This window comes from Aestuariivirga sp., assembly GCF_041738905.1.
GTDB lineage: Bacteria > Pseudomonadota > Alphaproteobacteria > Rhizobiales > Aestuariivirgaceae > Aestuariivirga.
Genome location: NZ_JBGSOZ010000185.1, coordinates 21338 through 46491, shown reverse-complemented (window position 1 = coordinate 46491; position 25154 = coordinate 21338). Strand labels below are relative to the sequence as shown.

Genomic DNA, 25154 nt, shown 5'->3' with positions numbered 1-25154 from the left:
ATCAGCACGCCAGAGACTAACGGAGTCTCTGGCGTGTGACTATCGAGCAGAAAAGGTTTTCGGCAGGCTTCAGGCGACCGAGGCCAGGATCTTCGGCATCTTGTCGCTGAAGATCTCGTCGATCTGGTTCTCGTTGATCATGAGCGGCGGCGACAGCGCGATGGTGTCAGCTGTGATGCGGACCATCATGCCGACGTCGTGGAAGCCATTCTCCATGGCCTTGTAGGCGCGCAAACCCGGCGAGCCTTCGATAGGCTTCAGGTCGATTGCCGCGACGAGGCCGATCGTCCGGATGTCCTCGACCAGCGGATGGCCCTGCAGCGTGAAGGCGGCATCGGCCCACACGTTCTCCAGCTTCTTGGCGTTCTCGAAGAGACCCTCGTCACGGTAGAGGTCCATGCAGGCAACACCGGCGGCGGCTGCCATCGGGTGGCCGGTATAGGTGTAGCCGTGGAACAGTTCGATCACATGGTCGGGGCCATTCATGAACTTGTCGTAGATGCCCTGGCGCACCATGCAGCCGCCCATCGGCACGGTGCCCGATGTAACGCCCTTGGCAAAAGTCAGGATATCCGGAACGACGCCGAAACGCTCGGCTGCGAAGGGCGCGCCCAGACGGCCGAAACCGGTGATGACCTCGTCGAAAATCAGCAGGATGCCATGCTTGTCGCAGATTTCGCGAAGCCGCTTGAGGTAGCCCTTGGGCGGCGGCAGCACGCCGGTGGAACCTGCCATCGGCTCGACGATGACGGCGGCGATGGTGGAGGCATCGTGCAGCGCCACCAGACGCTCGAGCTCGTCAGCGAGATGCACGCCCCAGTCGGGCTCGCCGCGGGTGAAGGCCTGCTCCTTGCGATTGTAAGTGTGCGGCAGGTGGTCGACACCGGCCAGCATGGCGCCGAACCACTTGCGGTTGGCGACCATGCCGCCCACTGAAATGCCGCCGAAGTTCACGCCATGATAACCGCGCTCGCGGCCGATCAGACGGGTGCGCGAAGCCTGGCCGTTGGCGCGGTGATAGGCGAGCGCGATCTTCAGCGCGGTGTCTGCGGCTTCGGAGCCGGAGTTGCAGAAGAAGGCATAGTTCAGGTCGCCCGGCGCCATGGTGGCAAGGCGCGATGCGAGCTCGAATACCTTGGGGTGGCCGAACTGGAAGGTCGGCGCGAAATCGAGTTCGGCGGCGGACTTCTGGATCGCCTCGACGATGGGGCCACGGCAATGGCCGGCGTTCGAGCACCAGAGACCGGCAGAGCCGTCGAGAATCGGGCGTCCGGTCATGTCGTAATAGTGCATGTCCTTGGCGCGGGCGATCATGCGCGGGCGCTTCTTGAAGGCGCGGTTGGGCGTGAAGCCCATCCAGAACGGCTCAAGATTGTTGGGCGAGGCCTCCCATGCGGTGGCGCCTTCGAGATTCAACGGCTTGTTCATCGGTCATACTCCTCCGAGCGATATCCCCTGATAGCAGAAAGGGTGCACAAGAGGAAATGGACCAGCTTCCGGCGTTGCCGGGAGCCAGAGCAAGCGTTTCAGCACGTCTACTCGGCGGCGATGGGTGGCGGCGCCGGCTTTGCGTCCTTCACTATCCCCGCCCGCGCCGCATCGATGATGGCGCGCTGGCGCTTCTGCTTTTCCAGTTCTGCCGCCGTTCCGCGCGTGTTGGCGTAAAGGCCGAGCTCGGCTTCGGCAGCACCGGGCGGCGTGATCGCCTGGTCGACATACTCGAACCGTTTCGGATCGGCCCAGATGCGCTTCATGGCGCGGCGCAGCTTGAAATAGTCCCACGCCATGCCAATCAGGTTCCGCGACTCAGCCGCCACATATTTTGCGTAGAAGCTGACCGGGTTCTCGACCGGCAGTCCCGACCGGCGGTCACGCCGCACCTTGACCCGGAAGAAGCCGCCCTCGAGCGGATGGCAGCCGTGGAACCGGCGGAAGTCCCGGTACCACAAGAGGCGGTAGACGGTGGTGAAGCGCTTGTTGGAGCCGAGCGCCGTCATGCGGCGGAGGATCGTCTCCATGTGATCGAAGGTATAGAAGCGGTCCCACACCTCGTCATAGACCTGGTCCCATTCCGCATCCGACATCTTCTGGTGATGGGTGACGCGGTGGTTCAGATCGTACTTGTTGAGGTCGGGGTCCATCCAGATGCCCTTGCGGGTGAGCGTCTGGTGATCCTCGCTGCCGGGCAGCGGCGTCAGGTTGGTGAAATAGATGAGATCGATCGGCAGTTCGCGCTTCAAAACCTCGATGTCGTTCAGGATCGACTGGCGCGTGTCGTTCGGAAACCCGATGATGTAGCCCACCGTGATCACCACGGGATGCTTCTTCCAGGCGAGGAACATCTCGCGGTATTCGCCGATCTTGTTCTGGCCCTTCTTCACCGCCGCCAGATTGTCGGCGTTGATGTTCTCCAGCCCCATGAACACCTGGTCGACGCCGGCGCGCACGGCCTTGTCGATGAAGTTGGGAATGCGATGGCAGAGCGTATCGACCTGCACCTGAAGGCGGACGTCGATCCCCTCCTTCTCGCGAAGTTCGATCAGGCGATCGAAACACGGCTCCCAATTGCGGTTGCGCGCGAGGTTGTCGTCGGTGAGGAAGAAGCGATGAACGCCGATCGCGTGATTGGCGCGGACGATGCGCTCGAGGTCATCGGCCGAACGGAAACGGCTGACACGGCCCTGCACGTTGATGATGGTGCAGAACGAACATTGAAAGGGGCAGCCACGCCCTAGATCGAAACTCGAATAGGCGCCATAGGTGCGCTTTACTTCATCACGGCCCAGGAGCGGCACGGGCGCACCCTGAAGATTGGGCAGCTTGTCGCGCCAGTCATAGCGGGGCTTCAACTTTCCGTCCCATGCGTCACGCAGCACTTCGTCGAGGCGGCCCTCCTCGGCCTCACCGATGAAGAAGCTGATGCCTAGGTCTTCGGCGGCGGCGATTTCTGGCGGCGTGCCGTCGAGCATGGCAAGCGAGCCCGAGACATGGAAGCCGCCGATGCAGACGGGAATGCCAGCTTTCAGGAAGGGCCTCGCCAGGTCGAGGGAGCGCGGAAACTGGTTCGACTGCACGCCGACGAGGCCGATCATGGCCCTGCCGCCATCACGGCGGATCATGTCGATGAGGCGCTGCGGCCTGACGCGCGAATTGGTCTCGTCCTGTGCATGGATGCGGATATCGACGCCTTCGCCCAGCACGTTCCGGTCGCGGCAGTCCTGCGCGATGCCGTTGACGCAGGCGAGCGCGTTCGATGGAATGGTCGAGTAGCGCCATTGCAGAGGATAGCCGTCGTCATCATAGTGCGTCGGCTTGATCAGGATCAGGTGAAACACGCCCTGCTTAACTGGATCGGTCATCATCATGTCCCTGGACTGGGCAGCAAGGCCCGTAAGTTGGCGCAAGCCTGATGCAAATGGTAGTTTAGCTCAGCCGCGGGGGCAAGGATTGATTCTGCAGCGCAATATTTACGGCAGAAACCGTTGGATGGGCTCAATTCAGAGGACAACCACGGTCTTCCAGCCTTGCAGGATGGCGCGGTGCTGGCGGCGAAGAATGCCCCTCAATTCGAGCATGCTCATCGCTTCGGCCTTCACGAAACTGATGAAGTTCATGTTGGTGTTGTTGAAGATGACTTCGCCCAGGCTTTGCGCGTCGGCCTCACGCGATAGAAGTCCCAAGTCCTGAAGCTTCTCGATCAGGGCGCAAGTCTGGCGCACCAGTGCTGCGTCAAGGGCCGTATAGGTCTCGCCGAAAGGGCTGACCGGTTGCTGGGTGGAGATCGCCATGGCCTGACGCCACATCTCCTTCGAGAGATAGTGGAGAGAGTGCTCCACGTAGCCGCCGATCAGGGCGTCAATTGCCTTTTCGGCGCTCTGGGGCGGCGTCGCGATGACCTCCTCTCCTACCCGCAACACCTCGCTCACCTCGAGCGAGACGATGGCGACGAGGAGGTCACCCTTGTTCTGGTAGTAGTTGTAAATCGTCCCGATCGAGACTTCGGCTGCCGCCGCGATTGCCTCCATCTTGACGGCTTCATAGCCGTTTTCGCGGAAGAGCACCGCCGCAGCTTCAAGGATGCGGTCGTGGCGATGGGCTTTCTGTTTCTCCCGAAGGCCTGACATTTCAGCAGGTTGCCAGAAATTTGGAATTGACTCAAGTTTAGATTTGGTTCAATTTTTGCTTACAACAGGGAGAAACGCACCATGACCTTCAGCCGTCTCACGCGCCGTCTCTTCGGCGCTTCTCTTGCTGCACTTGCATTGGCTGGCACTTCGTACGCTCCGGCTGCCGCCGCGGATCTGAATGCACTCGTGTGGTGTGACCACTCCGACCCGAACCTCCTGAAGCCCTTCGAGGATGCCAATGGCATCAAGGTGAACGTGAAAGAGTTCGAAGGCACGGGTGCCGGCTTGAGCATCGTCGAGCAATCGCAACCCGGCGACTGGGACGTGATGGTGATCGACTCGATCGACATTCGCCGGGGCGTGGAGCGCGGGCTGTTCGAGCCATTGGCCGATGACCAGTTGCCGGTCGCCGACCTCTTCCCCGAAGTGGTGATGGACCAGCATACGAAGATCGACGGCAAGCGCTACGGCATCACCGAGAAGTTCGGCTACAACACTATCGGCTTCAACACGTCGAAGGTGGACGTGAAGGACATGGACTCGCTCGCGGCCCTGACCGACCCCAAATACAAGGGCCGCATCGCCATCTATGACTACTACCTTCCGGTGATCGGGATGGCCGCCATGGCCATCGGCAAGAAGACGGCGGACCTGACCGAAGCCGACCTTCCGGAGATAAAGGACGTTCTCATCAAGATGAAGGGCAATGCCAAGGCGGTGACCGACGTCGTCGCCAGCCAGACCGCACTCGCCACCGGCGAAGTCGACATTCTCGTCGGCGGGGGTGAATGGGTGACGGCGGGGATCGCCAAGGAAAACCCGGACCTCGATTTCTCGGTGCCGAAGGAAGGTGCCGTGCTGTGGTCGCAGTCGCTCGCCATGTTCAAGGATTCGAAGAACAAGGACATGGCGATGAAGTTCATCCAGTACATCATGAGCCCCGAGGGCCAGGCGCGGCTTGCCACCTCATCGTGCTACTGGGGCATGCCCGCCAGCACCAAGGCGGCCTTGACCGACGAGCAGAAGAAGACGCTGCGCTTTGACGAGCAGCCCGGCTACCTGAGCCGCGCGCAAGGCTATCCAGCACCTTCGGAAGACCTCGACAAGAAGATGCAGGATGTGTGGACCGAGATGATCCAGGCGCAGTGAGCGTCTCGGCCAACACACGGATCGGCTGGGCCAGCGTCACACCGGCATTGCTGTGGACGCTGGTCTTCTTTGCCGTGCCATTTGCCGCCATGGCCGTCGCCAGCCTTTACCCCAAGGGCGGCGACGGCTTTTCCTTCGCGAACTACACGCAGTTCTTCACCAACCCGAGCTATTGGCGGGCGCTGACAAATTCGCTCGAGGTGACACTCATCGTCACCTTCCTTTCGGTCTTGCTCGCCTATCCCTTCGCGTGGATCCTGGCCTTCGTCGTGCCCGGGCGCTGGCAGCGGCTGGCCCTCATGGTGGCGGTGCTGCCGTTCTGGACGTCCTACGTGGTCCGGTCCTACTCGTGGCTTCTGGTGCTGGCGGAGAAGGGCGTGGTCAACGCGACGCTGATGAACATGGGGCTTCTCTCCGAGCCCATCCAGCTTGCCAATACGCGGGCGGCGACCGTCATCGGCTTCGTGCATTTCTTCGTGATGCTTCTCACACTCACGATCTACGCCAATCTCAAGCAGCTTTCGCCCAACTATCGCAAGGCCGCGATGGACCTTGGCGCATCCCCCCTCCAGACATTCATTCATGTCATCCTGCCGCTGACGCTGCCCGGCATCATGGTCGGAGCCTTCCTCACCTTCGTGCTGGCCATCGGGGACTACATCACGCCGCAAATCCTGGGCGGCAACAATGAACTCCTCATGCCGCAACTGATCATGATGCAGATCGGGCGGCGCGGCGATTTCGCATCCGCCTCCGCACTGTCGATCATCCTGATGGCGGTCGTCACCGTCGCCTATCTCGCCTGCGCACGCTGGCTGAAGATCGAGCGGGCGTGATGACGAAATTGATTGCGACCTTTTATGCCGCGGCCCTCTATGGCTTCATCTTCCTGCCTGTCGCGGTGCTGGTGCTGTTCTCGTTCCAGGGCTCGCTGTTTCCCATTCCGCCGTTCAATGGCCCCAGCTTGCGGTGGTACGGCGCGGTGCTGGGCGATCAACGGCTGACAACTGGTCTCCTGAACTCCATTCTCGTCGCGGTCGTCACGTCGGCTATCGCCACGCTGCTGGGATTTCTCTCCGCCTGGGGCTTCGCGCGGTTTCACTTGCCTGCATCGGCCGTGCTCCGCGGTCTCATCACGCTTCCCCTAACAGTCAGCTATCTCATCATCGGGATGGGGTTGCTGATCTTCTTCAACTGGATCGGGCTGCCAAAGTCGCTGGTTGCCGCGGGCATCGGCCATGTGGTGATCAACCTGCCGCTCTGCTTTGCCATCGTCTACAGCCAGATGGGAGAACATCAAGCCAACATCGAACGCGCTGCGCGTGACCTCGGTGCAGCGGAATGGCAGGTGCTGACGCTCATCACCGCGCCGATGCTGTGGCCCGCCCTGTTCGCTTCGTTCTTCCTCTCGATGACTTTCTCATGGGATGAATTCGTGATTTCCTTCCTCCTCACCCGCTTCGACACGACACTTCCCGTGGAAATCTGGAACATGCTACGCGCTGGCCTCAACCCCAAGACCAACGCAGTCGGTGCCCTCGTCTTCGGCGTCTCGATCGTGCTGGCCATCGTCTTCGAACTGGGCATGTTCAGAAAGCGGGCGGCATGAGCGCGCTGGTGTCGATCGAGAACATTACGCACAGCTTTGGAGCAACCAGGGTTCTGAGCGATGTGTCGCTCGCCATTGCGCCTGCGAGCTATACCGTGCTGCTCGGGCCATCGGGTTCAGGCAAGACGACTCTGCTGTCGATCCTCGGTGGCTTCCTTCAGCCCGGGCAAGGCCGCGTGCTGATCAAGGGCGAGGACTGTACCGCGATGGCGCCCGCGAAGCGCCCGACCGCCACGGTGTTCCAGGATTATGCGCTGTTCCCGCACATGAGCATCGGCAGCAACGTGGGCTTCGGCCTTCGCATGAAGGGTGTCGCCAAGGCCGAACGCGATTCGAAGGCGCGCGCGATGCTCGACCTCGTGGGACTGGCGCAATCCTTCGACAAGAAACCGCACCAGCTTTCGGGAGGGCAGCGGCAGCGCGTGGCACTGGCGCGGGCACTCGTCGTCGAGCCCGCCGTATTGCTGCTCGACGAACCGCTGGGCGCGCTCGACCTCAAGCTCCGTCGACAGATGCAGGATGAGCTGAAGGCGATCCAGAAACGCGTCGGCACGGCCTTCGTTCATGTGACGCATGACCAGGAAGAGGCAATGGCGCTGGCCGACCATGTGGTGGTGATGAACCACGGACGGATCGAGGACGAAGGCAGCCCTGAGCGTGTCTATGGCCGGCCCGCCACGCGCTTCACCGCCACCTTCATGGGCGAAAGCACCATCATCGCCGGCGTATCGGCCAACGGAATGATCGGGACCGCCGTGGGAGATTTCGCGGCGCCGCAGGTGACGACCCATGTTGCGATCAGGCCGGAGCATGTGTCGATCGGGCACGACATTGCCGCGCGCGCGGTGGACGTCGTCTACCAGGGCAGCTTCAAGCGCGTGACTGCCGTTCTGCAGAGTGCACCGGACATTACCTTGCTGGCGCGGCTGCCCGCCGATGCAACCACAAAACCCGGTGATGATCTGCGGCTGACCATCGACGCGGCGCATGTAATCGCCTTGAAGGACTGAAGTGATGCTGACCATCAGAGCGACGGAGTGGTACGAGACGATCCGCATGGGCGATGGCGTGACGCTCATCCATGAACCGTGGATCAAGCCCTTTTACCGCTGCAACATCTGGCATGTGCGCGGGCGTGACAGCGACCTGCTGTTCGATTCAGGTCTCGGGCATTTCAGCTTGCGGGCACATGTGCCGCTGGTGACGGAGCGGTCGCTCACTTGCGTGGCGAGCCACACGCATTTCGACCATATCGGCAGTCACCACGAGTTTCCGGGCTGCTGCGTGCATCATGCAGAGGCGCATATCCTCGCCGACCCACGCAATGACTGGACGCTCGCGGGACGCTATGCGACCGACGAGATGTTCGACGCCTTCCCGCAAGGCTGGGACCAGTCGGCCTATCATGTGAAGCCCGCGGCTGTGGGCCGCGTTCTCGACCACGGCGATGTCATCGATCTCGGCGACAGGGCTTTTGAGGTGGTGCATACGCCGGGACATTCACCGGGCGGAATCGGACTGTTCGAAACGAAGACCGGCATCTTCCTCTCGGGTGACATCGTCTATGACGGGCCGTTGATCGACGATGCGTATCACTCCGATATCGGTACGTATGTCGAGACCATGGAACAGCTGCGCGGCTTGCCGGTGTCCGTCATCCACGGTGGTCATTTCCCGAGCTGCGGGCCCACGCGATACCGGCAACTGATCGACGAATATCTGGCCGGCCACCGCAAGCCCGGCTGCCATCTGGGGTGACCGGCGTCTACTTAGCCACGGAGCCGCCGAGGCTCCATGTGATCCGGGAGGCCGAAATCTGCGGCTGAGGCTCTTCCGGTTGCGGATGTATGCCAGGCATGTCGAGGCCATCGGCAGACCCGTCGCGCCGCGGTGGCGCGCCCAGAAGTTTTGGAAACAGCAGCAGCGCCGCTGCGCCACCGATGGCGAGCGTATTGGTGACCGTGAGAATGAGGATGTAGAGCGTGGTCGTGTCGAACGGCATGATGCGTCGAGTCCCGGAATGGTCAATCCGCAAGACACCAGCAAGACGCGGGCCACGCCCCAGATGCCGCAAATTCAGGCAAGGACGCTTTCGGCCGTTGCACGCCGCAAACGTTCCTCGCAGCGTGCCAACATCGGCGGTATAGCTGGCCCCATGCTAACCTGGATCATGTTCGGATTCCTTCTCGGCCTGCAGCATGCGCTGGAGGCAGACCATATTGCCGCCGTGGCCTCGATCGCCTCAGACAAGAAGGGCTTCCGCCGCATCGCCCGGCATGGCGCCATCTGGGGCATGGGCCACGCGTTGACGCTCGGCGCATTCGGCGGCATCGTCTATGCCCTGAAGATCGCGCTGGACGACCGGCTGGCCAACGGCCTCGAATTCGCCGTGGGCATCATGCTGGTGCTGCTGGGCGGGCGCGCCCTCTACAAGGTGGTGCATGAGCGCATTCATTTTCATGTGCATCGCCACGGGCCGGAGGCGCATTTCCACGCCCACAGCCATGCAGGCGACGTTGCCGACCATCGCATGAGCCTTCACGCCCATGAACATCCGCACCACGGCTGGGTGCGGAGTCTGTCGGTGGGCATGATGCACGGGCTCGCCGGTTCGGCGGCACTCGTGGCTCTGACTGCCTCGACGGCCTCGTCGGTCAACCTCGGAATTGTCTTCATGCTGCTGTTCGGGCTGGGCTCGGTGCTCGGCATGGCGATGTTCTCAGCCGTCATCGCGGTGCCGCTGACCCTGACCGCCAAGACTCTCACTTGGGCCAACCGCGCGATGCAGGCGCTCGCGGGCGTCATCGCCGTCGGCTTCGGTCTCCGGATCATGGTCGAGACCGGCACGGCGCTGTTCGGCTGAGCCACATGAAAATGGCCGGGACGAACCCGGCCATGACGTCAATCGCGAAAGTTCACTTCACCAGTTGCTTCACCAGCGCATCGACCATGCGCGGCAGGTCGTAGGGGAAACGCGCCGTAATGAGGTTGCCGTCGACCACACAGGGCTCGTCCAGCACGGTGGCACCGGCATTGGCGAGATCGACCTGGATGTTCCATACGGCGGTGGCCTTCTTGCCGCGCAGGATATCGGCGCTGACCATCACCCACTGGCCATGGCAGATGGCGCAGGTGGGCTTGCCCGAGTCGTGCATGTCGCGCACGAAGTCGCGGGCGTGCTTGTCGGCACGGAGCGCATCCGGGTTCCAGCAGCCGCCGGGATAGATGCAGGCGTCGTAGTCCGCGACCTTCGCCTCATCCATGTAGGTGTCGATCTTGAGCCAGCCGGCATTTTCCATCAGGCGAATCGCCAGCACGTGGGTCTTCGTCAGCGGCGGAAAGCGCAGGCCCAAAGTGGGGTGGAACTCGCCAATGCGCGGAGACACGACATGGACGGTCGCGCCGTGCTCGGTCAGCCATTTCATGGCGCCAGTGATCTCGACCTCTTCAACGCCGTTGGTGCAGCAGATGGCGATCTTCTTGCCCTTGAGAAGCTCGGGGTTCGATGGCGGATCGAAGAGGAAATGATGCAGTTCGCGGTTCAGTTCGCCATCGGCGCTGACAAGGAGTTCGGTCGAGATCGACGGAACGGGCGATGGCGTCATGAAGGCCTGCGCCCTCAGGAGCGCTGCATTGGTGGCGGATGCGGGTTCGTGCGGCTTGTTCATATGGGTCCTCCGTGTTTTCTGGTTTGAAAGGCGTATATCAGGAATTGACAAGACGCGCGAGACGGTTTGTCCTGCGCAGGTTGCAGGGAGGCAATTCGAATGAAACTGGGGTTTAATCTTCTTTTGTGGACGGGCCATGTGACGGCTGAGCATGAGCCCCTGCTGAAGGCGCTCAAGAAGACCGGCTACGACGGTGTGGAGATCCCGCTGTTCGAGGGCGACGTCGATCACTACAAGCGGCTGGGAGAATTGATCGCCAGGCACGGGCTCGAGGTGACGACGGTGAGCGTGCTGGGTGCGGGTCACAATACTCTTTCGCCCGACAAGGCGCAGCAGCAGGCCGCACTGGAGCGGGCCAAATGGGCCATCGACTGCACCGCTGCCCTTGGCGCTTCCATTCTCGCAGGCCCCATGCATTCGGAGATCGGCTATTTCACCGGTGACCCGGCTACGGCCGCCGAGAAGAAGCGCGGCGTGACGTTCCACCGCAAGGCGGGCGATCATGCCGCGAAGCGCGACGTGCGCTTCGCCGTTGAAGCCCTGAACCGCTTCGAATGCTATTTCCTCAACACCATGAAGCAGCTTTCAGATCACCTTGATGAGGTCGATCATCCGAACGTGAAGGCCATGTACGATACGTTCCACTCCAACATCGAGGAGAAGGACCCGGTCGCCGCAGTCAAGACCATCAAGAAGCACATGATCCATGTGCATATCTCGGAGAATGACCGGGGCACGCCGGGCAAGGGCCATGTGCCGTGGGACCAGACCTACAAGGCGCTGAAGACCGCGAAATACGATGGCTGGATGACGATCGAAGCCTTCGGACGGGCCCTTCCGGCGCTTGCTGCGGCAACGCGGGTGTGGCGCGATTTCTTCCCCAGTCAGGAGGAAGTCTACAAGCTGGGCTACAAGAACATGAAGCAGGGTTGGGCCAAGGCTTCCGCCAAGTGAGCAAGATCTACGTCATCGGCACCTGTGACACGAAGGAAGCGGAGCTTCGCTATGCGGCCGAGCGTGTGTCGGTGGCGGGTGCCGATGCCGTTCTGGTCGATATCTCGACGACGCCTTCGACGGCGACGGCCGACGTGACGCCCGAGATGGTGGCGCGGCATCACCCCGATGGGGCCGATGCCGTGCTTGGCCATGCCGACCGGGGCCGCGCGGTGACGGCGATGGGCGAGGCATTGTCGCACTATCTCCGCTCACGCCCGGATATCGGGGCGGTGCTGGGGCTGGGTGGCGGCGGCAATACATCGATCGTCACCGCTGCCATGAGGGTGCTTCCCATCGGCGTGCCGAAACTGATGGTCTCGACCATGGCGTCCGGCAATGTCGCGCCCTACGTGGGGCCAACCGACATCGCCATGATGCATGCTGTGGCGGATGTCGCGGGCCTCAATGCCATCACGCGGAAGGTCATCGGCAATGCGGCCCATGCCGCTGCTGGCATGGCGTTGAATGCGGTGCCGGAGACCATGCAGGACAAGCCCGCCGTGGGCCTCACCATGTTCGGTGTCACTACGGCCTGCATCACGCAGATCCGGCATCTTCTCGATCAGGAGTGCGAATGCTTCGTGTTCCACGCCACCGGCACCGGCGGGCAATGCATGGAGAAGCTTGTCGATTCAGGGCTTCTCACTGCCGTTCTCGATATCACCACGACGGAGGTGGCGGACCATCTGTTTGGGGGCGTTCTTCCGTGCACGGAGGACCGCTTCGGCTCCGTGATCCGCGGCCGCATTCCCTATGTCGGCTCGGTCGGCGCATGCGACATGGTGAATTTCGGTGGGCGCGAGACGGTGCCTGCCCAACACGCCTTGCGAAACCTCTATGTCCACAATCCACAAGTGACGCTGATGCGGACGACGGGGCCAGAGAATGTAGCGATCGGGCGCTGGATCACGGAACGCCTCAACCGGATGGATGGCCCGGTGCGTTTCCTGCTACCACTACAGGGCGTATCCGCTCTCGATGCGCCGGGAAAACCGTTCCATGATCCTGCGGCCGACGCAGCGCTGTTCGATGCGATCCGGTCAAGCTGGGTGCCAGCGCCCCATCGCAAGCTTGTCGAGATCGATGCCCACATCAACGACCCGGCCTTCGCCGAGGCCGCAGTCCATGCCTTCCGCGAGATTACATAGGAGCATTCATCAATGGCCCGCGCCTACGCCAGCATCATCCTCAAGGCACCCGTCGAAACCGTGTGGAGCCTCGTGCGCGACTTCAACGCACTCCCGAAATGGGCTCCGGCAATCGCGAAGTCGAAGATCGAAGGCGGCCTCGATGCCGATGTCGTGGGCTGTGTGCGCTCCTTCCACGCGCATGATGGCGGACACATCCGCGAGCGCCTTCTCATGCTGGACGATGCACGGCGGAGCTTCACCTATAATTTCGAAAAACCCGCCTTTCCGATCCGCAATTACATTGCGACGGTGAGGCTCTATCCCGTCACACATACCGACCAGACCTTCGCGGAATGGGAGGCCACATTCGACGAAGGCCCGGGCGACGAGGGCAAGTACGAAAAGCACATCTCGGCCAATGTCTTCACCGCGAACCTCAAGAACCTCGCCGCCATCATCGCGAAGACAAAGCCGCAGAAGCCCGCAGGCGCCGAGCGCTGGAAGGGCTTCCAGCCCAACAAGGTGTGGACCTCCCGCGTCATCAAGGGCCCGGTGGACGAGGTGTGGACGATCATGCGCGACTTTGCCGGCATGGGCGGGTGGCATGACGACATCACCAAGATGCACATGCTGAAGCGCCAGCGCTCCGACAAGGTGGGCAGCATCCGCGACTTCTATTTCGGCGAGGGCCACCTCAACGAGGAACTGCTGCATCTCTGCGACATAACGCGGAGTTTTTCATACCGCATCACCAAGTGTGAGATCCCGTGGATGAACTACGTCTCGGGCCCCCGCATCTGGCCCGTCACTGCCGATAACACGACATTCGGCGTGTGGACCGGTGACTGGGTGGCGAGCCCGCAGGACGATGTCATCCTCATTCCGCGCACCGAAGAGAACGTCTACCAGCGGGCGTTCGCGACGATCGAGAAGAACTTCTTCGGGAAGAAGAAATAGTTCACCAATGTCGTCATGCCCGTGCTTGACGCGGGCATCTTCTTCTCGCGCCAGAAGATGGCCGGGACAGGCCCGGCCATGACGGGGTGCCTGAACTTGAAGCACTTCAATCGGTGTGGAACACGTCTTCCATGGCGGCCCACCATTCGCCGTCTTTCCGCGTTTCGAAGGGAACCTGCATCGGGTCGGTGATGGCCCACCATTCCTTCATCCGCGGGGCTTCCGCCATCTTCCGCATGTCGGTATCGAAGTCCGTGCCGTGATATTCCCAATAGGCGAAGAGCATGTTTTCAGGCTCTTTCAGGAAGATCGTGTAGTTGCGGATGTTACTGTCGCGGATGGCTTTCAGCACCTCCGGCCACACGGCGGCGTGGATGCGCTTGTACTCCGGAATGATCTCCGGTTTGAGGTTGATGACCCGTCCCATTCTCTGCATGGCGATGCGCCTTCCAATTCAATTGACCGATTTGTTCTTCACGGCAAAGATTGCCAAAAATGGGAGAAGAGACAATGCCTAAGTGGACGGAACGATTTGCACTGACAGGAAAGCGCGCGCTTGTGACAGGCGCCACCAAGGGGATCGGCATCGTGGCGGCCCAGGTACTGGCGGATGCCGGTGCGGATATCGTCGCCGTCGGCCGTGACGCCGAAGGGCTTGCCGAAGTCAAAGCCTCCGTTGAAGCCCTGGGGCGCCGCTGCGTGACTGTCTCTGCCGACATGGGCACTGCGGATGGCCCGGTGAAGGCTGCACGGGAAGCGCTCGCCGCCTTCGGCACCATCGACATTCTGGTGAACAATGCGGGCGTGGCGCTGCTCGGCCATCTCCTCGAGGCCACGGTGGACGACTGGGACCTGACGATGGCGGTCAATCTCCGCGCGCCCTTCCTGCTGGCGCGCGAGATCGCTCCCGGCATGATCGCGCAGAAGGCGGGCAAGATCATCAATGTCTCGTCGCAGGCCGGTGTCGCGGGCCTCGATGCGCATGCCGCCTATTGCGCGTCCAAGGGTGGCCTCAACATGCTGACCAAGGTGATGACCGTCGAGTGGGCGAAGCACAATATTCAGATCAATACGGTGTGCCCCACGGTGATCCTGACGCCGATGGGCGAGCGGGCTTGGGGTCCGCCGGAAAAGGGCGGGCCGATGCTCGCCAAGATTCCGGGCGCGCGCTTTGGCAAGCCCATTGAAGTGGCGGACGCCATTCTGTTCCTGGCGTCCTCGGCATCCGACATGATCTGCGGCCACGACCTGCTGATCGATGGCGGATTTACCGCCGTCTGAAACATCAGGGCCGGGCCGCGATGCTCGTCGCGCGCCCGGCCTTGTCATTCTGACTATGCCGATGATTGTTGGGGCCGGGCCCGCGCTCAATAGGTGGCGCGGCCGCCCGAGACGTCGAAGACAGCGCCGGTTGAGAACGAGCATTCCTCGGAGGCCAGCCAGCAGACGAGGCTTGCGACCTCCTCGATCTTGCCCAGCCGGCCCATCGGGATCTTCGAGAGCATGAAGTCCACGTGGCTCTGGGGTATCTGGTCGAAGATGGGCGTTCTCACGGCGGCGGGCGTGACGCTGTTCACCGTAACGCCGGACTTGGCGAGTTCCTTCGCCAGCGACTTGGTGAAGCCGATGACGCCTGCCTTCGAGGCTGAATAGGCAGAGGCATTCGGGTTGCCTTCCTTGCCCGCGATCGAAGCGATGTTGACGATGCGGCCATAGTTCTGCGCCACCATGTGCGGCACCACGGCGCGATTGGTGAAGAACGTGCCGTTGAGATTGATGGCGATGGTGCGGTGCCAGTCTTCCATCTTGAGATCGGTGACTGTGGCCGTGGGGCCGGCAATTCCGGCGCTGTTCACGAGAATATCGATGCCGCCCAACTGCTTCACGGTCTCGGCCGCCGCAGCCTGAACCGAATCCCAGTTCGCGATATCGGTCTTGATGCCGCCGTTCATGTCCCAGATGGCGACCTTGCCGCCTTCGGCCTCGATCCTCTTGGCGACGGCCTCGCCGATGCCTGAGAGGCCACCCGTCACAACTGCGCGCCGTCCTGCAAATCTCATGACTTGATCTTCCAGTTCTTCATGGTTTTGAGCGTGTCTTCAAAGGACACTATGCCAGCGTCGGAGCCTAAGCCAGTGGCGACGAGGCCCGCGGAGGCCTGCGCGAAACGCAATGCGGTCTCGGTATCCATCTTGTGGTGGAGTGCTGCGATAAATCCTGCGTCGAAGGCATCGCCGCAGCCCGTGGTATCGATAACCTTCACCTCATAGGCGGGTGACTTGAGCCGGGTTCCGTCCTTGTGGGCATAATAGGCGCCGTCGCCACCGAGCGTGAAGACGCAGGCCGTCGCACCCCGGTCGAGATAGAACGCGGCGCAGTCCTCGGGCGTGCCCTGCCCCGACATGTCTTTTGCTTCCTCGATCGAGGGCATGAAGTAGTCGATAAAAGGCAGAAGCGGCTCCACGATGCCGATGGTCTCGGCACTCGCGGCGATCAGGTCGAAGGTGACGGTGCGGCCGCGCCGCTTGGCTTCCTTCAGCAGCGTGACGGAAGCCGGTCCGTCGAGTTTCTTCAGAAGGCCTGTGCCGCCGAGGTGAATGATCGGCGCATCGAAGACCTGATCGTACATGTCGGGCGCAACGTCGAAATGATCCGACGCGCCGCGCACGTGAAGCGCCGGCCGGTCGCCGTTGGGGCGCACGTTGAGGATGGTGGCGGATGTGGGGATGCCTTTCAGGCGCTGCATCGCGGATGTATCGATGCCATGCTTCTGCATGGTCATGAGCACCCAGTCCGCCTTCTCGTCGTCACCGACCGCGCCCACGGCAAGGCTCTTCAGCCCGAGCTTCGCGGTATCGACCACTGTGCCGCCGGCGGTGCCCGCGATTGTGAGGCGGATTTCCTCGATGAAATCCACGTTGCCACGATCCGGGATGCGCGTGACCGGGCGGCCCAGCACATCGAGAATGTAGAGCCCGATGACAGAAACGTCGTAGCGCATGTCAGTCCTTCGACTTGGACATCATGGTGATGAGCCCGGCAAGGACGACGGCCACCGCCGCAATGCCCCAGACCAGCGACTGCTGCCAGAATGGTGGCGTGGCGAGCTGGATCTTGCCCATCTGCGTGTTGGGGTCCGGCGGCTTCAGGAAGAAGACGCCATAGAGATGCGCGGCCGTGATGGCAACCAGCAGCACGATGCAGAAGATCATCGCGACAACCATGCCGACGGTGATGACGCTCCGCACTTTCACGCCCGGCTGCGCCATGGGAAGCAGGTTGTTGATGAGGCCTGCCAGCACCACGAGAATGCTGCCAATGGTGAAAAGCGTAACGGTAAAGGGCTGGAAGATGAGAATGAGCGCAAAAATGCCGAGCCCGATGATGAAATATTCGAGGCGAAGTGCGCCCTCGCGCGTCATGCCCTGGGTGTTCTGGCTCATGCGCGCACCGCCTTTCCGTCCTCACCGAAGAAATGCGTCTGCTTTGGATCGGGACGGAGGTTCATTGCCTCGCCCACCTTCACACGCTTGTCGCGTGGCACCACGACGCGGATGTCGCCGCCCGTTGCCGTTCGCGCATGAATGAGCGTTTCGGCGCCCATCGGCTCGATGAGTTCCGCCTGTGCCGCAATGGTGTCGGGTGCCTTCTCCTGCACCGCTGTGAAGGCGCGCGGCCTGATGCCGACGGTGACCTTGGATGCCTTGAGACGCGAAACCGCTGGGTCTGCCGCGATCTGCAGATCGCTTCCGGCGAGTTTCACGCTGGCGGTGCCGGCATTGAAGCTCTTGAGATCGGCTTCTACCAGGTTCATCTGCGGCGTGCCGATGAAGCTTGCCACGAAGACGTTGACCGGTTTGGCAAACACGTCATGCGGGGTTCCCACCTGCTCGATGAGGCCATCGCGCATGATGGCGATGCGGCTTGCCATGGTGAGCGCCTCGAGTTGGTCGTGGGTGACGATGACGGTCGCTTTTGAAAGTCCCTGAAGCACTTCCTTGATCTGGCCGCGCATGGAATGGCGGAGTTCCACGTCGAGGCGCGAGAGCGGTTCGTCGAAGAGGAAGCAGTTGGGGTCGCGGACGATCGCGCGGGCGACCGCGAGGCGCTGCTTTTCGCCTTCCGAGACCTGGCCCGGCATGCGGTCCAGCACCTCGGTGAGATGCATGATCTTGGCAACCTTCATGACGCGCCTGTCGGTCTCGTCTTTCGAGAGACGCTCGTAGTGAAGCGGCATGGCGATGTTCTGGCCGACTGTCAGTGCCGGATAGAGCGCGTAGAACTGGAACACCATGGCGATGTCGCGCTTTTCCGGCGGCAGTTCGTTCATGCGCTTGCCGGCGATGATGACGTCGCCCGAGGTAGCGCGCTCGAGGCCCGCGATCATGCGGAGCGTCGTCGTCTTGCCGCAGCCCGAGGGGCCGAGAAGGCAGACGACCTCGCCCGCGGCAACCGCTAGGTCGGCGTCCTTGACGGCGGTGAAATCGCCGAACTTCTTGGTGACTTTCTTGATTTCGATCGTCGACATGTCAGCGCTTTACGGTTCCGAATGTCACGCCGCGCAGCAGATGGTCCTGCAGGAAGAACGTGACGAGGAAGACGGGGATGAGGAACAGGGTTTCGATTGCCGCAAGCAGCGTCCAGTCGGTGCCGCGTCCGCCGGAGGACACGGCCTGGTTCATGGCGACGGGCACGGTGCGCGTGTCGGTGCCAGAAAGGAGCAGGGCGAAGAGGAACTCGTTCCAGGTGAGGATGAGGCCGAAGACGAAGGTGGCGGCAAGTCCAGCGACCACCTGCGGCAGGCATATCTTGAAGAACACCTTGACGTCCGACGACCCGTCGATGCGCGCAGCGTCTTCCACATCGAGCGACAACTCGTCGAAGAAGCTCTTCATCATCCAGATGGTGAAGGCCAGGTTGAAGGCGGTGTAGAGCAAGATGATGCCGATGTACGAACCCGACAGGCCCACGACGCGGAACATCAGGATGACAGGGATGATGACCACGATCGCTGGCAGCATGCGGGTGGTCAGGATGATGAAGAGATATGTGTCGTTGCCCTTGAGCGGGTAGCGCGAGAAGCCGAAGGCCGCCAGCGTGCCGATGACCAGCGCCAGCAACACCGACACCGTGGCAATGACAATGGAATTGAAGAAGTAGCGGTCGAAGCCGGTGTTCTCGGGTGCGCCACCGACCGTCATCGACCGCGAGAAGACCGATCCGAAATTTTCGAGCGTGGGCGAGAACACATATTTCTCAGGGATCAGGCCGAAGAGCGAGGTCGGAGACAGGGTTGGCGGAACTGACAGCGCCAGATCCTGCGGCTTGATCGCGGTGAAGATGATGAAGAGCACGGGGATGAAATATATCAGGGAGACGATGGCCACGATCAGCGTGTGGCCCCAGCCCGCTTCACCCACTCCGCTCGCCTTGCGGAAACCCAGCCGTTCCATGAAAGAGGTTGATGAGGACATGATCAGGCTCCGTGGCTGCGGCGATTGGCCAGGTAGAGATAGAGGTTGGTCAGCACGATCACCATGAACAGCATGACGTAGGAAATCGCAGCGCCTTCGCTGGTCTTGTTCTGCTCATTGGCAATGCGGATCAGATGATATGAAATGGTCATCGTATCATTGCCGCCCTTGGTCAGCAGGATCACCAGGTCGGCAATCTTGAAGGCCTCGATGGTGCGGAACAGCAGCGCAAGCATGAGCAGGCCGCGGATATAGGGGAAGGTGATGGTCCAGAACTGGCGCCAGCCGGACACGCGGTCGATGGCTGCGGCCTCGTAGAGATATTTCGGCACCGAGACCAAGCCTGCGAGAACGAGAAGCATCACGAAGGGTGACCACATCCAGGCGTCAGCGAAGACGATGCCGCCGACGGCACCGGCCTTGTTGTCCATGAGGATGAACTGGTTCCCGGTGATCTCGCCCATCACGTAGCTGAGAATGCCGAATGTGGGATCATAGTAGTAGGTGAAGAACACGCCAGCCGCGACGACCGACAGCATCATGGGCGTGAGCACCAGGATGAGCAGGTACTTGCGGAGCGGAAATTGCTTGGCGAAGAGAAGCGCCAGAAGAAAGCCGATCACCATCTGGGCCGACACGGTGAGGACCACGAACAGCGCCGTGTTGGTGAGCGCGTCCCAGTTGTCCTTGGCAGCGAGCTCGTTGGTGAGGACCTTGATGTAATTGTTGAGGCCGACGAAGCGGATCGATTGCTGGTTCGACTGATAGGCGAAGAACGAAAGCCCAAGCGACCACAGCAGCGGGAAGATGTTCATGACGAAGAGCACGGCGATGGCCGGGGCCACGAGGAGGCCGCCATAGTAGCGGCGGCGATAGGCATTGATGGCCGAGGCCGCGGCGATGAGCGCCACCATGATGCCGACCACCCAGAACGAGGCGGCTGCTGGCAGCACGAGTATGGCGACGATCGACACGACGATGCCGGCAACGAGCGCGAGCCTCCAGTTGTCGGGCGATACACTCATGAAGGCTGGAGGTGCGGCGGTCGCGGTCGTCGAGGTCATCGGCGGAGTTCTTCTCGGAAAGGGAACAAGGAAGACGCGAGGAACATGGCGTTCCCCGCGTCACCGGTTAAGCGTGTTACTGGATCAGGCCAGCTTCCTTCAGGAGGTTCTGCTGGAACTTGGCGATGTTATCCAGCGTGGTCTTGGCGTCCTGCTTGCCGGTGATGGCAAGGTCGAACTGGTCCTGCTGCTGGGTGAGCAGTTCGAAGAACTGCGGCACATGCCAGACGTCCTTCTGCCAATCGAGCGAGGCAGCCCATGCACGGTTCCAGGGACGATAGGTCACGTACTTCGGATCCTCGTACACGGCCTTGATGGCAGACTGGCCACCACCGGCTGCGAACTGGTGCTGGATCTCAGGCGACAGCCACCACTTCACGAAGCCCATGGCTTCCTTGATCTGCGCGTCGGTCGTCCAGGTCGTCAGCACGAAGGGCTGACCGCCGATGTTCGACCAGCGAATGATCTTGCCGTCCGGTCCGCGGAGGCCCGGCATCATGCCGAACACCAGCTTGTCGGAGACCTTGGAGGACTTCGGGTCAAGCGAGGCTTCGCCGAGGCCGATCCAGTCAAGGTTCATGGCGACCTTGCCTTCACGGAACAGCTCGTCCGACTTGAAGATGTCCATGGTGCCGGTCTTGGCCACCGGCGGCATGTACTGGATCAGGCGGAGGTAGTGGTCGAGAGCCTTCACGGCGGCTTCCGAGTTCACGACACCTTCGGCCTGGCCGTTGGGGATCTGGGTTTCATCCCAGGTGTTGCCGCCATACTGCCAGATGAAGCCGTTGATCTGCATCGACGAGAAGTCGTAGCCCTTGCCGGCCTGATAGGCGATTCCGTAGAAGTCGTCGTCAAGCACCTGTCCGGCAAGCTTGTCGCCCTTCTTGCGCATGAAGAATTGGCCGACCTTCTCGAACATGTCCCAGTCCATGTCATCCAGCTCTTCGCCGGTGCAGGGCAGCTTGACACTGAACTTCGCCTGGAACGCCGCCTGCTCTTCCTCGTTGCAGATCACGTCCTTGCGGGCGAAGTTCACGATCACATCGGGGAACTGCGGGAAGCCGTAGTAGTTCGGCGTCTTGTGCGGATAGGTCGAGTAGGCCGCGACGACCGCCGGATGCATCTGGTCCATCGTCGCCTTCAGTTCCGGATCGGCGTCGATGAGATCGTTCACCTTGCGGAAGTAGCCACCTTCGACGAAGGCGCCGAGCCACTGCGAGTCCGACACCGCGAAGTTGTACTTCTGCTCGCCTGAGGTGAGCGAAGCATTGACGCGGGTGTAGAAGTCCGGCCACGGAATGAAGTCGACTTCGAGCTTCACGGTGTTGCCCGAGGCTGGCTTGTACTGCTCGTCGAACATCTTCTTCATGATGCGCGTCGGCGGCCAGTCGGGCACTGCCATCGTCAGGGTAATCTCCTCGGCGGAGGCGATGGTTGCGCCTCCCACCAGCAGAGTGGCCGCGAAGCCAGAGGCTGTCGCGAGCGCTTTCAGTTTCGTCATCACGGTCATGTCAGGTTTCCTCCCATGGTTAACCGGATTGCTTCAGGCCCTTTACGTCAGGTCATTACCTGTCCGCTTGCGGCACGGAAGATGTGGATCTTGTTGTGGTCAAAGGTGATCGGCATCGCATCGCCCGGCTTCAGCGACGTGGCGCTGGCTTCTGGCAGCACGATGCGGAGCGTCTCGCCGCCGGCATCGACCGAAACCACGGTGACGTCGCCCAAGGGCTCAATCAGATGTATTTTCGAGGCGATCGACGCCTCACCGGCTGCGGCGATCCTGAGATCGTTCGGGCGGATGCCGACAAGGGCCTGTTCGCCCGCATGTCCCGCCTTCACCTTGCGCGTCGAGACGATCTTGCCGAGCGGCGTATCGAAGGTTTCCATGTCATTGCCGATTGTGGCCTTGATCATGTTCATGTGCGGCGAACCGATCTTGCCCGCGACATAGGTGTCCAACGGCTGCTCGTAGAGTTCATCCGGCGTGCCGCGCTGCACGACGGCACCATCGCGCATCACCGCGATCTCCTCGCCCATCGAGAGGGCTTCGAGCTCGTCGGGCGTCGCGTAGACGATGGTCATGCCAAACTGGCGATGCAGGCGCTTCAGCTCGGCACGCATGTCGTGGCGGAGCTTGGCGTCGAGATTGGTCAGCGGCTCGTCAAGGAGAAGGATCTTCGGGCGCCGGATCAACGAGCGGCCGAGTGCCACGCGCTGCTGCTCGCCGCCCGACAGCGTGTTGGGCTTGCGCTCCAGACGGTGCGTCAGCTTCAGCATTGCAGCGGTTTCCTTCACCCGCTGGTCGATTTCTTCGCGGCCCACGCCTTCCTCTTTCAAGGGGTAGGCGAAATTCTCGTAAACCGTCAGATGCGGATAGAGCGCGAAGGACTGGAACACCATCGAGACACCGCGGCCTGCAATCGGCGCCGTGGTCACGTCCTTGCCGAAAATTTCCACGCGTCCGGCATCGGTTGGCACAAGGCCGGAGATGGTGCGGAGCGCTGTCGTCTTACCGACGGAACTGGGCCCGAACAGCACGAAGAAGCGGCCCTCTGCCACATCGAATGACAGGTTGCTCAGCGCACGCACTTTCCCATAGGATTTCGAAATCCCGGAAAGGCGCAATGCCGATTTGTCGCTTGCTGTCATTCCCACTCCCCGTCGAACGGCCTGTCGGCTCTTGTTTGAACCGGCAGACTATATTGTCTCTCACGATTTGCAAGACGCCTCTCACGTAAAAACACGCAGGAGGCGCTTGCACAATATTCATGCAAGGGATTGCTATCCCTTGGCATTCTCCCATTGCCCGGTGCGCGCCGACTTCAACACCGCATCGGTGACGAGATCGGTTGCGAGCGCATCGCGGAAGGTGGGCGCAGCGGGCTTGCCGCTCGTCAGTCCATCGATGAAATCGGCCGCCTGGTGAATGAACGTGTGCTCGTAGCCGATCTGCAGTCCGGGCACCCACCACTTCGCCATGTAGGGATGGTCGCCATCGGTGATGTGCACGGAGCGCCAGCCGCGCGTGCGGCCTTCATCACGATGGTCGAAATACTGAAGGCGGTGCAGGTCGTGCAGATCCCAGGCGATGGACGCATGCTCGCCGTTGATCTCGAGCGTGTAGAGCGCCTTGTGGCCACGGGCATAGCGCGTGGCCTCGAAGGTGGCGAGGGAGCCATTGTCGAACCGCGCGAGGAAGAGGCTGGCGTCGTCGATGCCGACTTTCTCGGTCTTGCCCGTGATGGTGTGGTGCCGCTCGGTGATGAAGGTTTCCGTCAGGCCCGAGACATTCTTGATGCCGCCGTTGAGCCACATCGCGGTATCGATGCAATGCGCGAGAAGATCGCCCGTCACGCCCGAGCCCGCAACGCCGACATCGAGCCGCCAGAGGCCCTGGCCGCCTTGCGGCAAGTCCTTCGAGATGGTCCAGTCCTGCAGGAACTTGGCGCGGTAGTGGAATATCTTTCCGAGGCGGCCCTCGTCGATCAGTTGCTTTGCCAGCGTCACGGCCGGAACGCGGCGATAGTTGTACCATACCATGTTGGCGACGCCGGCCTTCTCGACGGCATCGACCATCTTCTGCGATTCGGCGGCAGAGCGGCCGAGCGGCTTCTCGCACATCACCATCTTGCCGGCCTGAGCAGCGGCGATGGCAATTTCCATGTGCGTGTCGTTGGGACTTGCGATGTCGATCAGGTCGATGGACTTGTCATCGATGAGTGTCCGCCAATCCGTGGCGCTGCCCTCATAGCCCCATTGCTCGGCAAAGGCCTTGGCCTTGTCGGCGCTGCGGGCGCAGATGGTTTTCAGAACCGGCTGGTAGCCGAGGTCGAAGAAGTGCGGCACCTGCGAGAAGGCGTTGGAGTGGGTGCGGCCCATGAAGCCATAACCCACCATGCCGATATTGAGTTTCTTCTTCGCCATCACGCCACCCAACCATGCTTGTCGCGCACCTTGATCATGGCGGTGAGGATGTTTGTCCAGGTCTTGGAATTCATCATCACGTCCGGCGGGAACATGCAGCCGTCCCAGCAGATGTGACGGAATGCCTTGACCAGTTCGCCATTGCCGTCGCGCAGCCAGTAACCAGCGTGCTTGGTGATGTTGAGCTTGCCTTGTCTGTCATCAACGGTGCAGTGATGGCCGGTCTTGTCGTGATAGCCGAGGCCCTTCACGGTGCCGTCGTTCTGGGCGACATGGAAGTCGATGGTCCACGGCCTCAGCGCATCGGTCATCTTCTTCAGCGCTTCATCCAGAAGGCTCTTGTCCTTCCAGTCATACTTGGCGGGCAGCAGGCGGGACTTCGGGGCGTTGTAGCCCATGGTGAAGAGCAGCGTGTGCGCCATGTCAGCCTGGAAGCCGATGGTCTGCGGGCGATCGGTCTCCTCCAGCGTGTCGACCATGTCCCTCCAGGAGTTCATGCCGCCCCAGCAGATCTCGCCTTCGCAGGCGAGCCGCTCACCATAATCCGCGGCAACCGAGCAGGCCTCGCGGAAGGTGGCAGCAATCTTCTTGGTGTTTGCCACAGGGTCTTTCGCCCATTCCGCCGTGCTGGTCGCGGAGTCGATGCGGATCACGCCGTAATGGCGCACGCCAAGGTCGCGCAGCCGGGCACCGAGGCGGCAGGATTTCTCGACATTGGCGACGAACTTCTTGCGGTCAGCCGAAGAGCCCATGGCAGAGCCACCGCCAACGGGCGGCCACACCGGCGCAACGATGGAGCCGATCGAGAGATTGTTCTTCTGCGCCTTGGCGGCGAGTTTCTTCACTTCGTCGTCGGTGAAGTCGATGTTGGTGTGGGGCGCGGCGTGGAAGATGTCGATCCCGTCGAACTTGACGCCATCGACCTCGGCCTTCACCGTCATGTCGATCATGGTGTCGAGGTCGATCGCCGGAATATCAGGCGAACCACGCCCCACCAAACCAGGCCACATCGCATTGTGAAGCTTGGGAAAATTGTTCTTCGCCGCCATACAGTCC

General features: G+C 61.6%; 26 protein-coding genes. 10 read left to right on the top strand and 16 right to left on the bottom strand.

Annotated features, from left to right (window positions below; genetic code table 11):
* Positions 1–69: 69 nt before the first annotated feature.
* The 3 genes from ACEW8Q_RS17600 to ACEW8Q_RS17590 all read right to left on the bottom strand — a co-directional run bounded on the left by ACEW8Q_RS17600 (position 70) and on the right by ACEW8Q_RS17590 (position 4124).
* Positions 70–1428 (bottom strand): aspartate aminotransferase family protein, encoded by a 1359-nt coding sequence (locus tag ACEW8Q_RS17600; RefSeq protein WP_373505360.1) that lies wholly within the window; start codon positions 1426–1428, stop codon positions 70–72.
* A 107-nt stretch (positions 1429–1535) separates the two neighbouring features.
* Complete coding sequence (locus ACEW8Q_RS17595) at positions 1536–3359, bottom strand: radical SAM protein (RefSeq protein ID WP_373505359.1); 1824 nt, start codon at positions 3357–3359, stop codon at positions 1536–1538.
* Positions 3360–3497: 138 nt separating this feature from the next.
* Positions 3498–4124: a TetR/AcrR family transcriptional regulator gene (locus ACEW8Q_RS17590; protein WP_373505358.1), complete on the bottom strand. Its 627-nt coding sequence runs from the start codon at positions 4122–4124 to the stop codon at positions 3498–3500.
* Positions 4125–4205: 81 nt separating this feature from the next.
* On the opposite strand from ACEW8Q_RS17590, the gene ACEW8Q_RS17585 reads away from it, so the two are divergent.
* Genes ACEW8Q_RS17585 through ACEW8Q_RS17565 form a run of 5 tightly spaced genes read left to right on the top strand, consistent with a single transcriptional unit; the run spans position 4206 to position 8643 of the window.
* Complete coding sequence (locus tag ACEW8Q_RS17585; protein ID WP_373505357.1) at positions 4206–5276, top strand: spermidine/putrescine ABC transporter substrate-binding protein; 1071 nt, start codon at positions 4206–4208, stop codon at positions 5274–5276.
* Positions 5273–6112 (top strand): ABC transporter permease, encoded by an 840-nt coding sequence (locus tag ACEW8Q_RS17580; protein ID WP_373505356.1) that lies wholly within the window; start codon positions 5273–5275, stop codon positions 6110–6112. The genes ACEW8Q_RS17585 and ACEW8Q_RS17580 overlap by 4 nt, the downstream gene beginning before the upstream one ends.
* Positions 6112–6885: an ABC transporter permease gene (locus ACEW8Q_RS17575; protein WP_373505355.1), complete on the top strand. Its 774-nt coding sequence runs from the start codon at positions 6112–6114 to the stop codon at positions 6883–6885. The genes ACEW8Q_RS17580 and ACEW8Q_RS17575 overlap by 1 nt, the downstream gene beginning before the upstream one ends.
* Positions 6882–7895 (top strand): ABC transporter ATP-binding protein, encoded by a 1014-nt coding sequence (locus ACEW8Q_RS17570; RefSeq protein WP_373505354.1) that lies wholly within the window; start codon positions 6882–6884, stop codon positions 7893–7895. Before ACEW8Q_RS17575 ends, ACEW8Q_RS17570 begins: the two co-directional genes overlap by 4 nt.
* A 4-nt stretch (positions 7896–7899) precedes the next feature.
* Positions 7900–8643, top strand: coding sequence for an MBL fold metallo-hydrolase (locus ACEW8Q_RS17565; RefSeq protein WP_373505353.1), 744 nt, complete (start codon positions 7900–7902; stop codon positions 8641–8643).
* 7 nt (positions 8644–8650) lie between these two features.
* Here ACEW8Q_RS17565 and ACEW8Q_RS17560 read toward each other — a convergent pair whose 3' ends face one another.
* The gene (locus ACEW8Q_RS17560) at positions 8651–8887 is read right to left on the bottom strand and encodes a hypothetical protein (RefSeq protein ID WP_373505352.1); all 237 of its coding nucleotides are present in this window, start codon (positions 8885–8887) and stop codon (positions 8651–8653) included.
* Between the two features lie 18 nt (positions 8888–8905).
* Between ACEW8Q_RS17560 and ACEW8Q_RS17555 the strand changes: the two genes are divergently transcribed.
* A complete protein-coding gene (locus tag ACEW8Q_RS17555; RefSeq protein WP_373505351.1) occupies positions 8906–9748 on the top strand; it encodes an urease accessory protein in 843 nt (280 codons plus the stop codon).
* 52 nt (positions 9749–9800) lie between these two features.
* Here ACEW8Q_RS17555 and ACEW8Q_RS17550 read toward each other — a convergent pair whose 3' ends face one another.
* Positions 9801–10553, bottom strand: coding sequence for a DJ-1/PfpI family protein (locus ACEW8Q_RS17550; RefSeq protein WP_373505350.1), 753 nt, complete (start codon positions 10551–10553; stop codon positions 9801–9803).
* Positions 10554–10652: 99 nt separating this feature from the next.
* Here ACEW8Q_RS17550 and ACEW8Q_RS17545 point away from each other — a divergent pair, with 99 nt between their 5' ends.
* From ACEW8Q_RS17545 to ACEW8Q_RS17535, 3 genes are read left to right on the top strand one after another with little or no spacing between them, the layout of a single operon-like run.
* On the top strand, positions 10653–11507 hold the full coding sequence (locus tag ACEW8Q_RS17545) for a sugar phosphate isomerase/epimerase family protein (protein ID WP_373505349.1): 855 nt from the start codon (positions 10653–10655) through the stop codon (positions 11505–11507).
* Positions 11504–12697, top strand: coding sequence for a Tm-1-like ATP-binding domain-containing protein (locus tag ACEW8Q_RS17540; protein WP_373505348.1), 1194 nt, complete (start codon positions 11504–11506; stop codon positions 12695–12697). The genes ACEW8Q_RS17545 and ACEW8Q_RS17540 overlap by 4 nt, the downstream gene beginning before the upstream one ends.
* Positions 12698–12709: 12 nt before the next feature.
* Positions 12710–13636 (top strand): SRPBCC family protein, encoded by a 927-nt coding sequence (locus tag ACEW8Q_RS17535; RefSeq protein WP_373505347.1) that lies wholly within the window; start codon positions 12710–12712, stop codon positions 13634–13636.
* A 106-nt stretch (positions 13637–13742) separates the two neighbouring features.
* On the opposite strand, the gene ACEW8Q_RS17530 is transcribed toward ACEW8Q_RS17535, so the two are convergent.
* Positions 13743–14072 carry an L-rhamnose mutarotase gene (locus ACEW8Q_RS17530; protein WP_373505346.1) on the bottom strand — a complete coding sequence of 110 codons (330 nt, stop codon included), beginning with the start codon at positions 14070–14072 and terminating at the stop codon, positions 13743–13745.
* A gap of 74 nt (positions 14073–14146) precedes the next feature.
* Here ACEW8Q_RS17530 and ACEW8Q_RS17525 point away from each other — a divergent pair, with 74 nt between their 5' ends.
* Complete coding sequence (locus tag ACEW8Q_RS17525; protein ID WP_373505345.1) at positions 14147–14917, top strand: SDR family NAD(P)-dependent oxidoreductase; 771 nt, start codon at positions 14147–14149, stop codon at positions 14915–14917.
* Between the two features lie 86 nt (positions 14918–15003).
* Here the strand turns inward: ACEW8Q_RS17525 and ACEW8Q_RS17520 are convergent, their stop codons facing one another.
* From ACEW8Q_RS17520 to ACEW8Q_RS17475, 10 genes are all read right to left on the bottom strand, one after another.
* The gene (locus ACEW8Q_RS17520; RefSeq protein ID WP_373505344.1) at positions 15004–15696 is read right to left on the bottom strand and encodes an SDR family NAD(P)-dependent oxidoreductase; all 693 of its coding nucleotides are present in this window, start codon (positions 15694–15696) and stop codon (positions 15004–15006) included.
* A complete protein-coding gene (locus ACEW8Q_RS17515) occupies positions 15693–16637 on the bottom strand; it encodes a carbohydrate kinase family protein (protein WP_373505343.1) in 945 nt (314 codons plus the stop codon). The genes ACEW8Q_RS17520 and ACEW8Q_RS17515 overlap by 4 nt, the downstream gene beginning before the upstream one ends.
* A 1-nt stretch (position 16638) precedes the next feature.
* The gene (locus tag ACEW8Q_RS17510) at positions 16639–17079 is read right to left on the bottom strand and encodes a hypothetical protein (RefSeq protein ID WP_373505342.1); all 441 of its coding nucleotides are present in this window, start codon (positions 17077–17079) and stop codon (positions 16639–16641) included.
* Positions 17076–18164, bottom strand: coding sequence for an ABC transporter ATP-binding protein (locus ACEW8Q_RS17505; RefSeq protein ID WP_373505341.1), 1089 nt, complete (start codon positions 18162–18164; stop codon positions 17076–17078). The genes ACEW8Q_RS17510 and ACEW8Q_RS17505 overlap by 4 nt, the downstream gene beginning before the upstream one ends.
* Position 18165: 1 nt before the next feature.
* Positions 18166–19110, bottom strand: coding sequence for a carbohydrate ABC transporter permease (locus ACEW8Q_RS17500; protein ID WP_373505340.1), 945 nt, complete (start codon positions 19108–19110; stop codon positions 18166–18168).
* Between the two features lie 2 nt (positions 19111–19112).
* Positions 19113–20174, bottom strand: coding sequence for a carbohydrate ABC transporter permease (locus ACEW8Q_RS17495; protein WP_373505339.1), 1062 nt, complete (start codon positions 20172–20174; stop codon positions 19113–19115).
* Positions 20175–20250: 76 nt separating this feature from the next.
* Positions 20251–21684: an ABC transporter substrate-binding protein gene (locus ACEW8Q_RS17490; protein ID WP_373505338.1), complete on the bottom strand. Its 1434-nt coding sequence runs from the start codon at positions 21682–21684 to the stop codon at positions 20251–20253.
* Positions 21685–21731: 47 nt separating this feature from the next.
* On the bottom strand, positions 21732–22823 hold the full coding sequence (locus ACEW8Q_RS17485) for an ABC transporter ATP-binding protein (RefSeq protein ID WP_373505337.1): 1092 nt from the start codon (positions 22821–22823) through the stop codon (positions 21732–21734).
* A 132-nt stretch (positions 22824–22955) separates the two neighbouring features.
* Complete coding sequence (locus ACEW8Q_RS17480; protein ID WP_373505336.1) at positions 22956–24098, bottom strand: Gfo/Idh/MocA family protein; 1143 nt, start codon at positions 24096–24098, stop codon at positions 22956–22958.
* Entirely contained in the window at positions 24098–25147 is a 1050-nt protein-coding gene (locus ACEW8Q_RS17475) for a sugar phosphate isomerase/epimerase family protein (RefSeq protein ID WP_373505335.1), read from the bottom strand. The genes ACEW8Q_RS17480 and ACEW8Q_RS17475 overlap by 1 nt, the downstream gene beginning before the upstream one ends.
* Between the last annotated feature and the right edge of the window lie 7 nt (positions 25148–25154).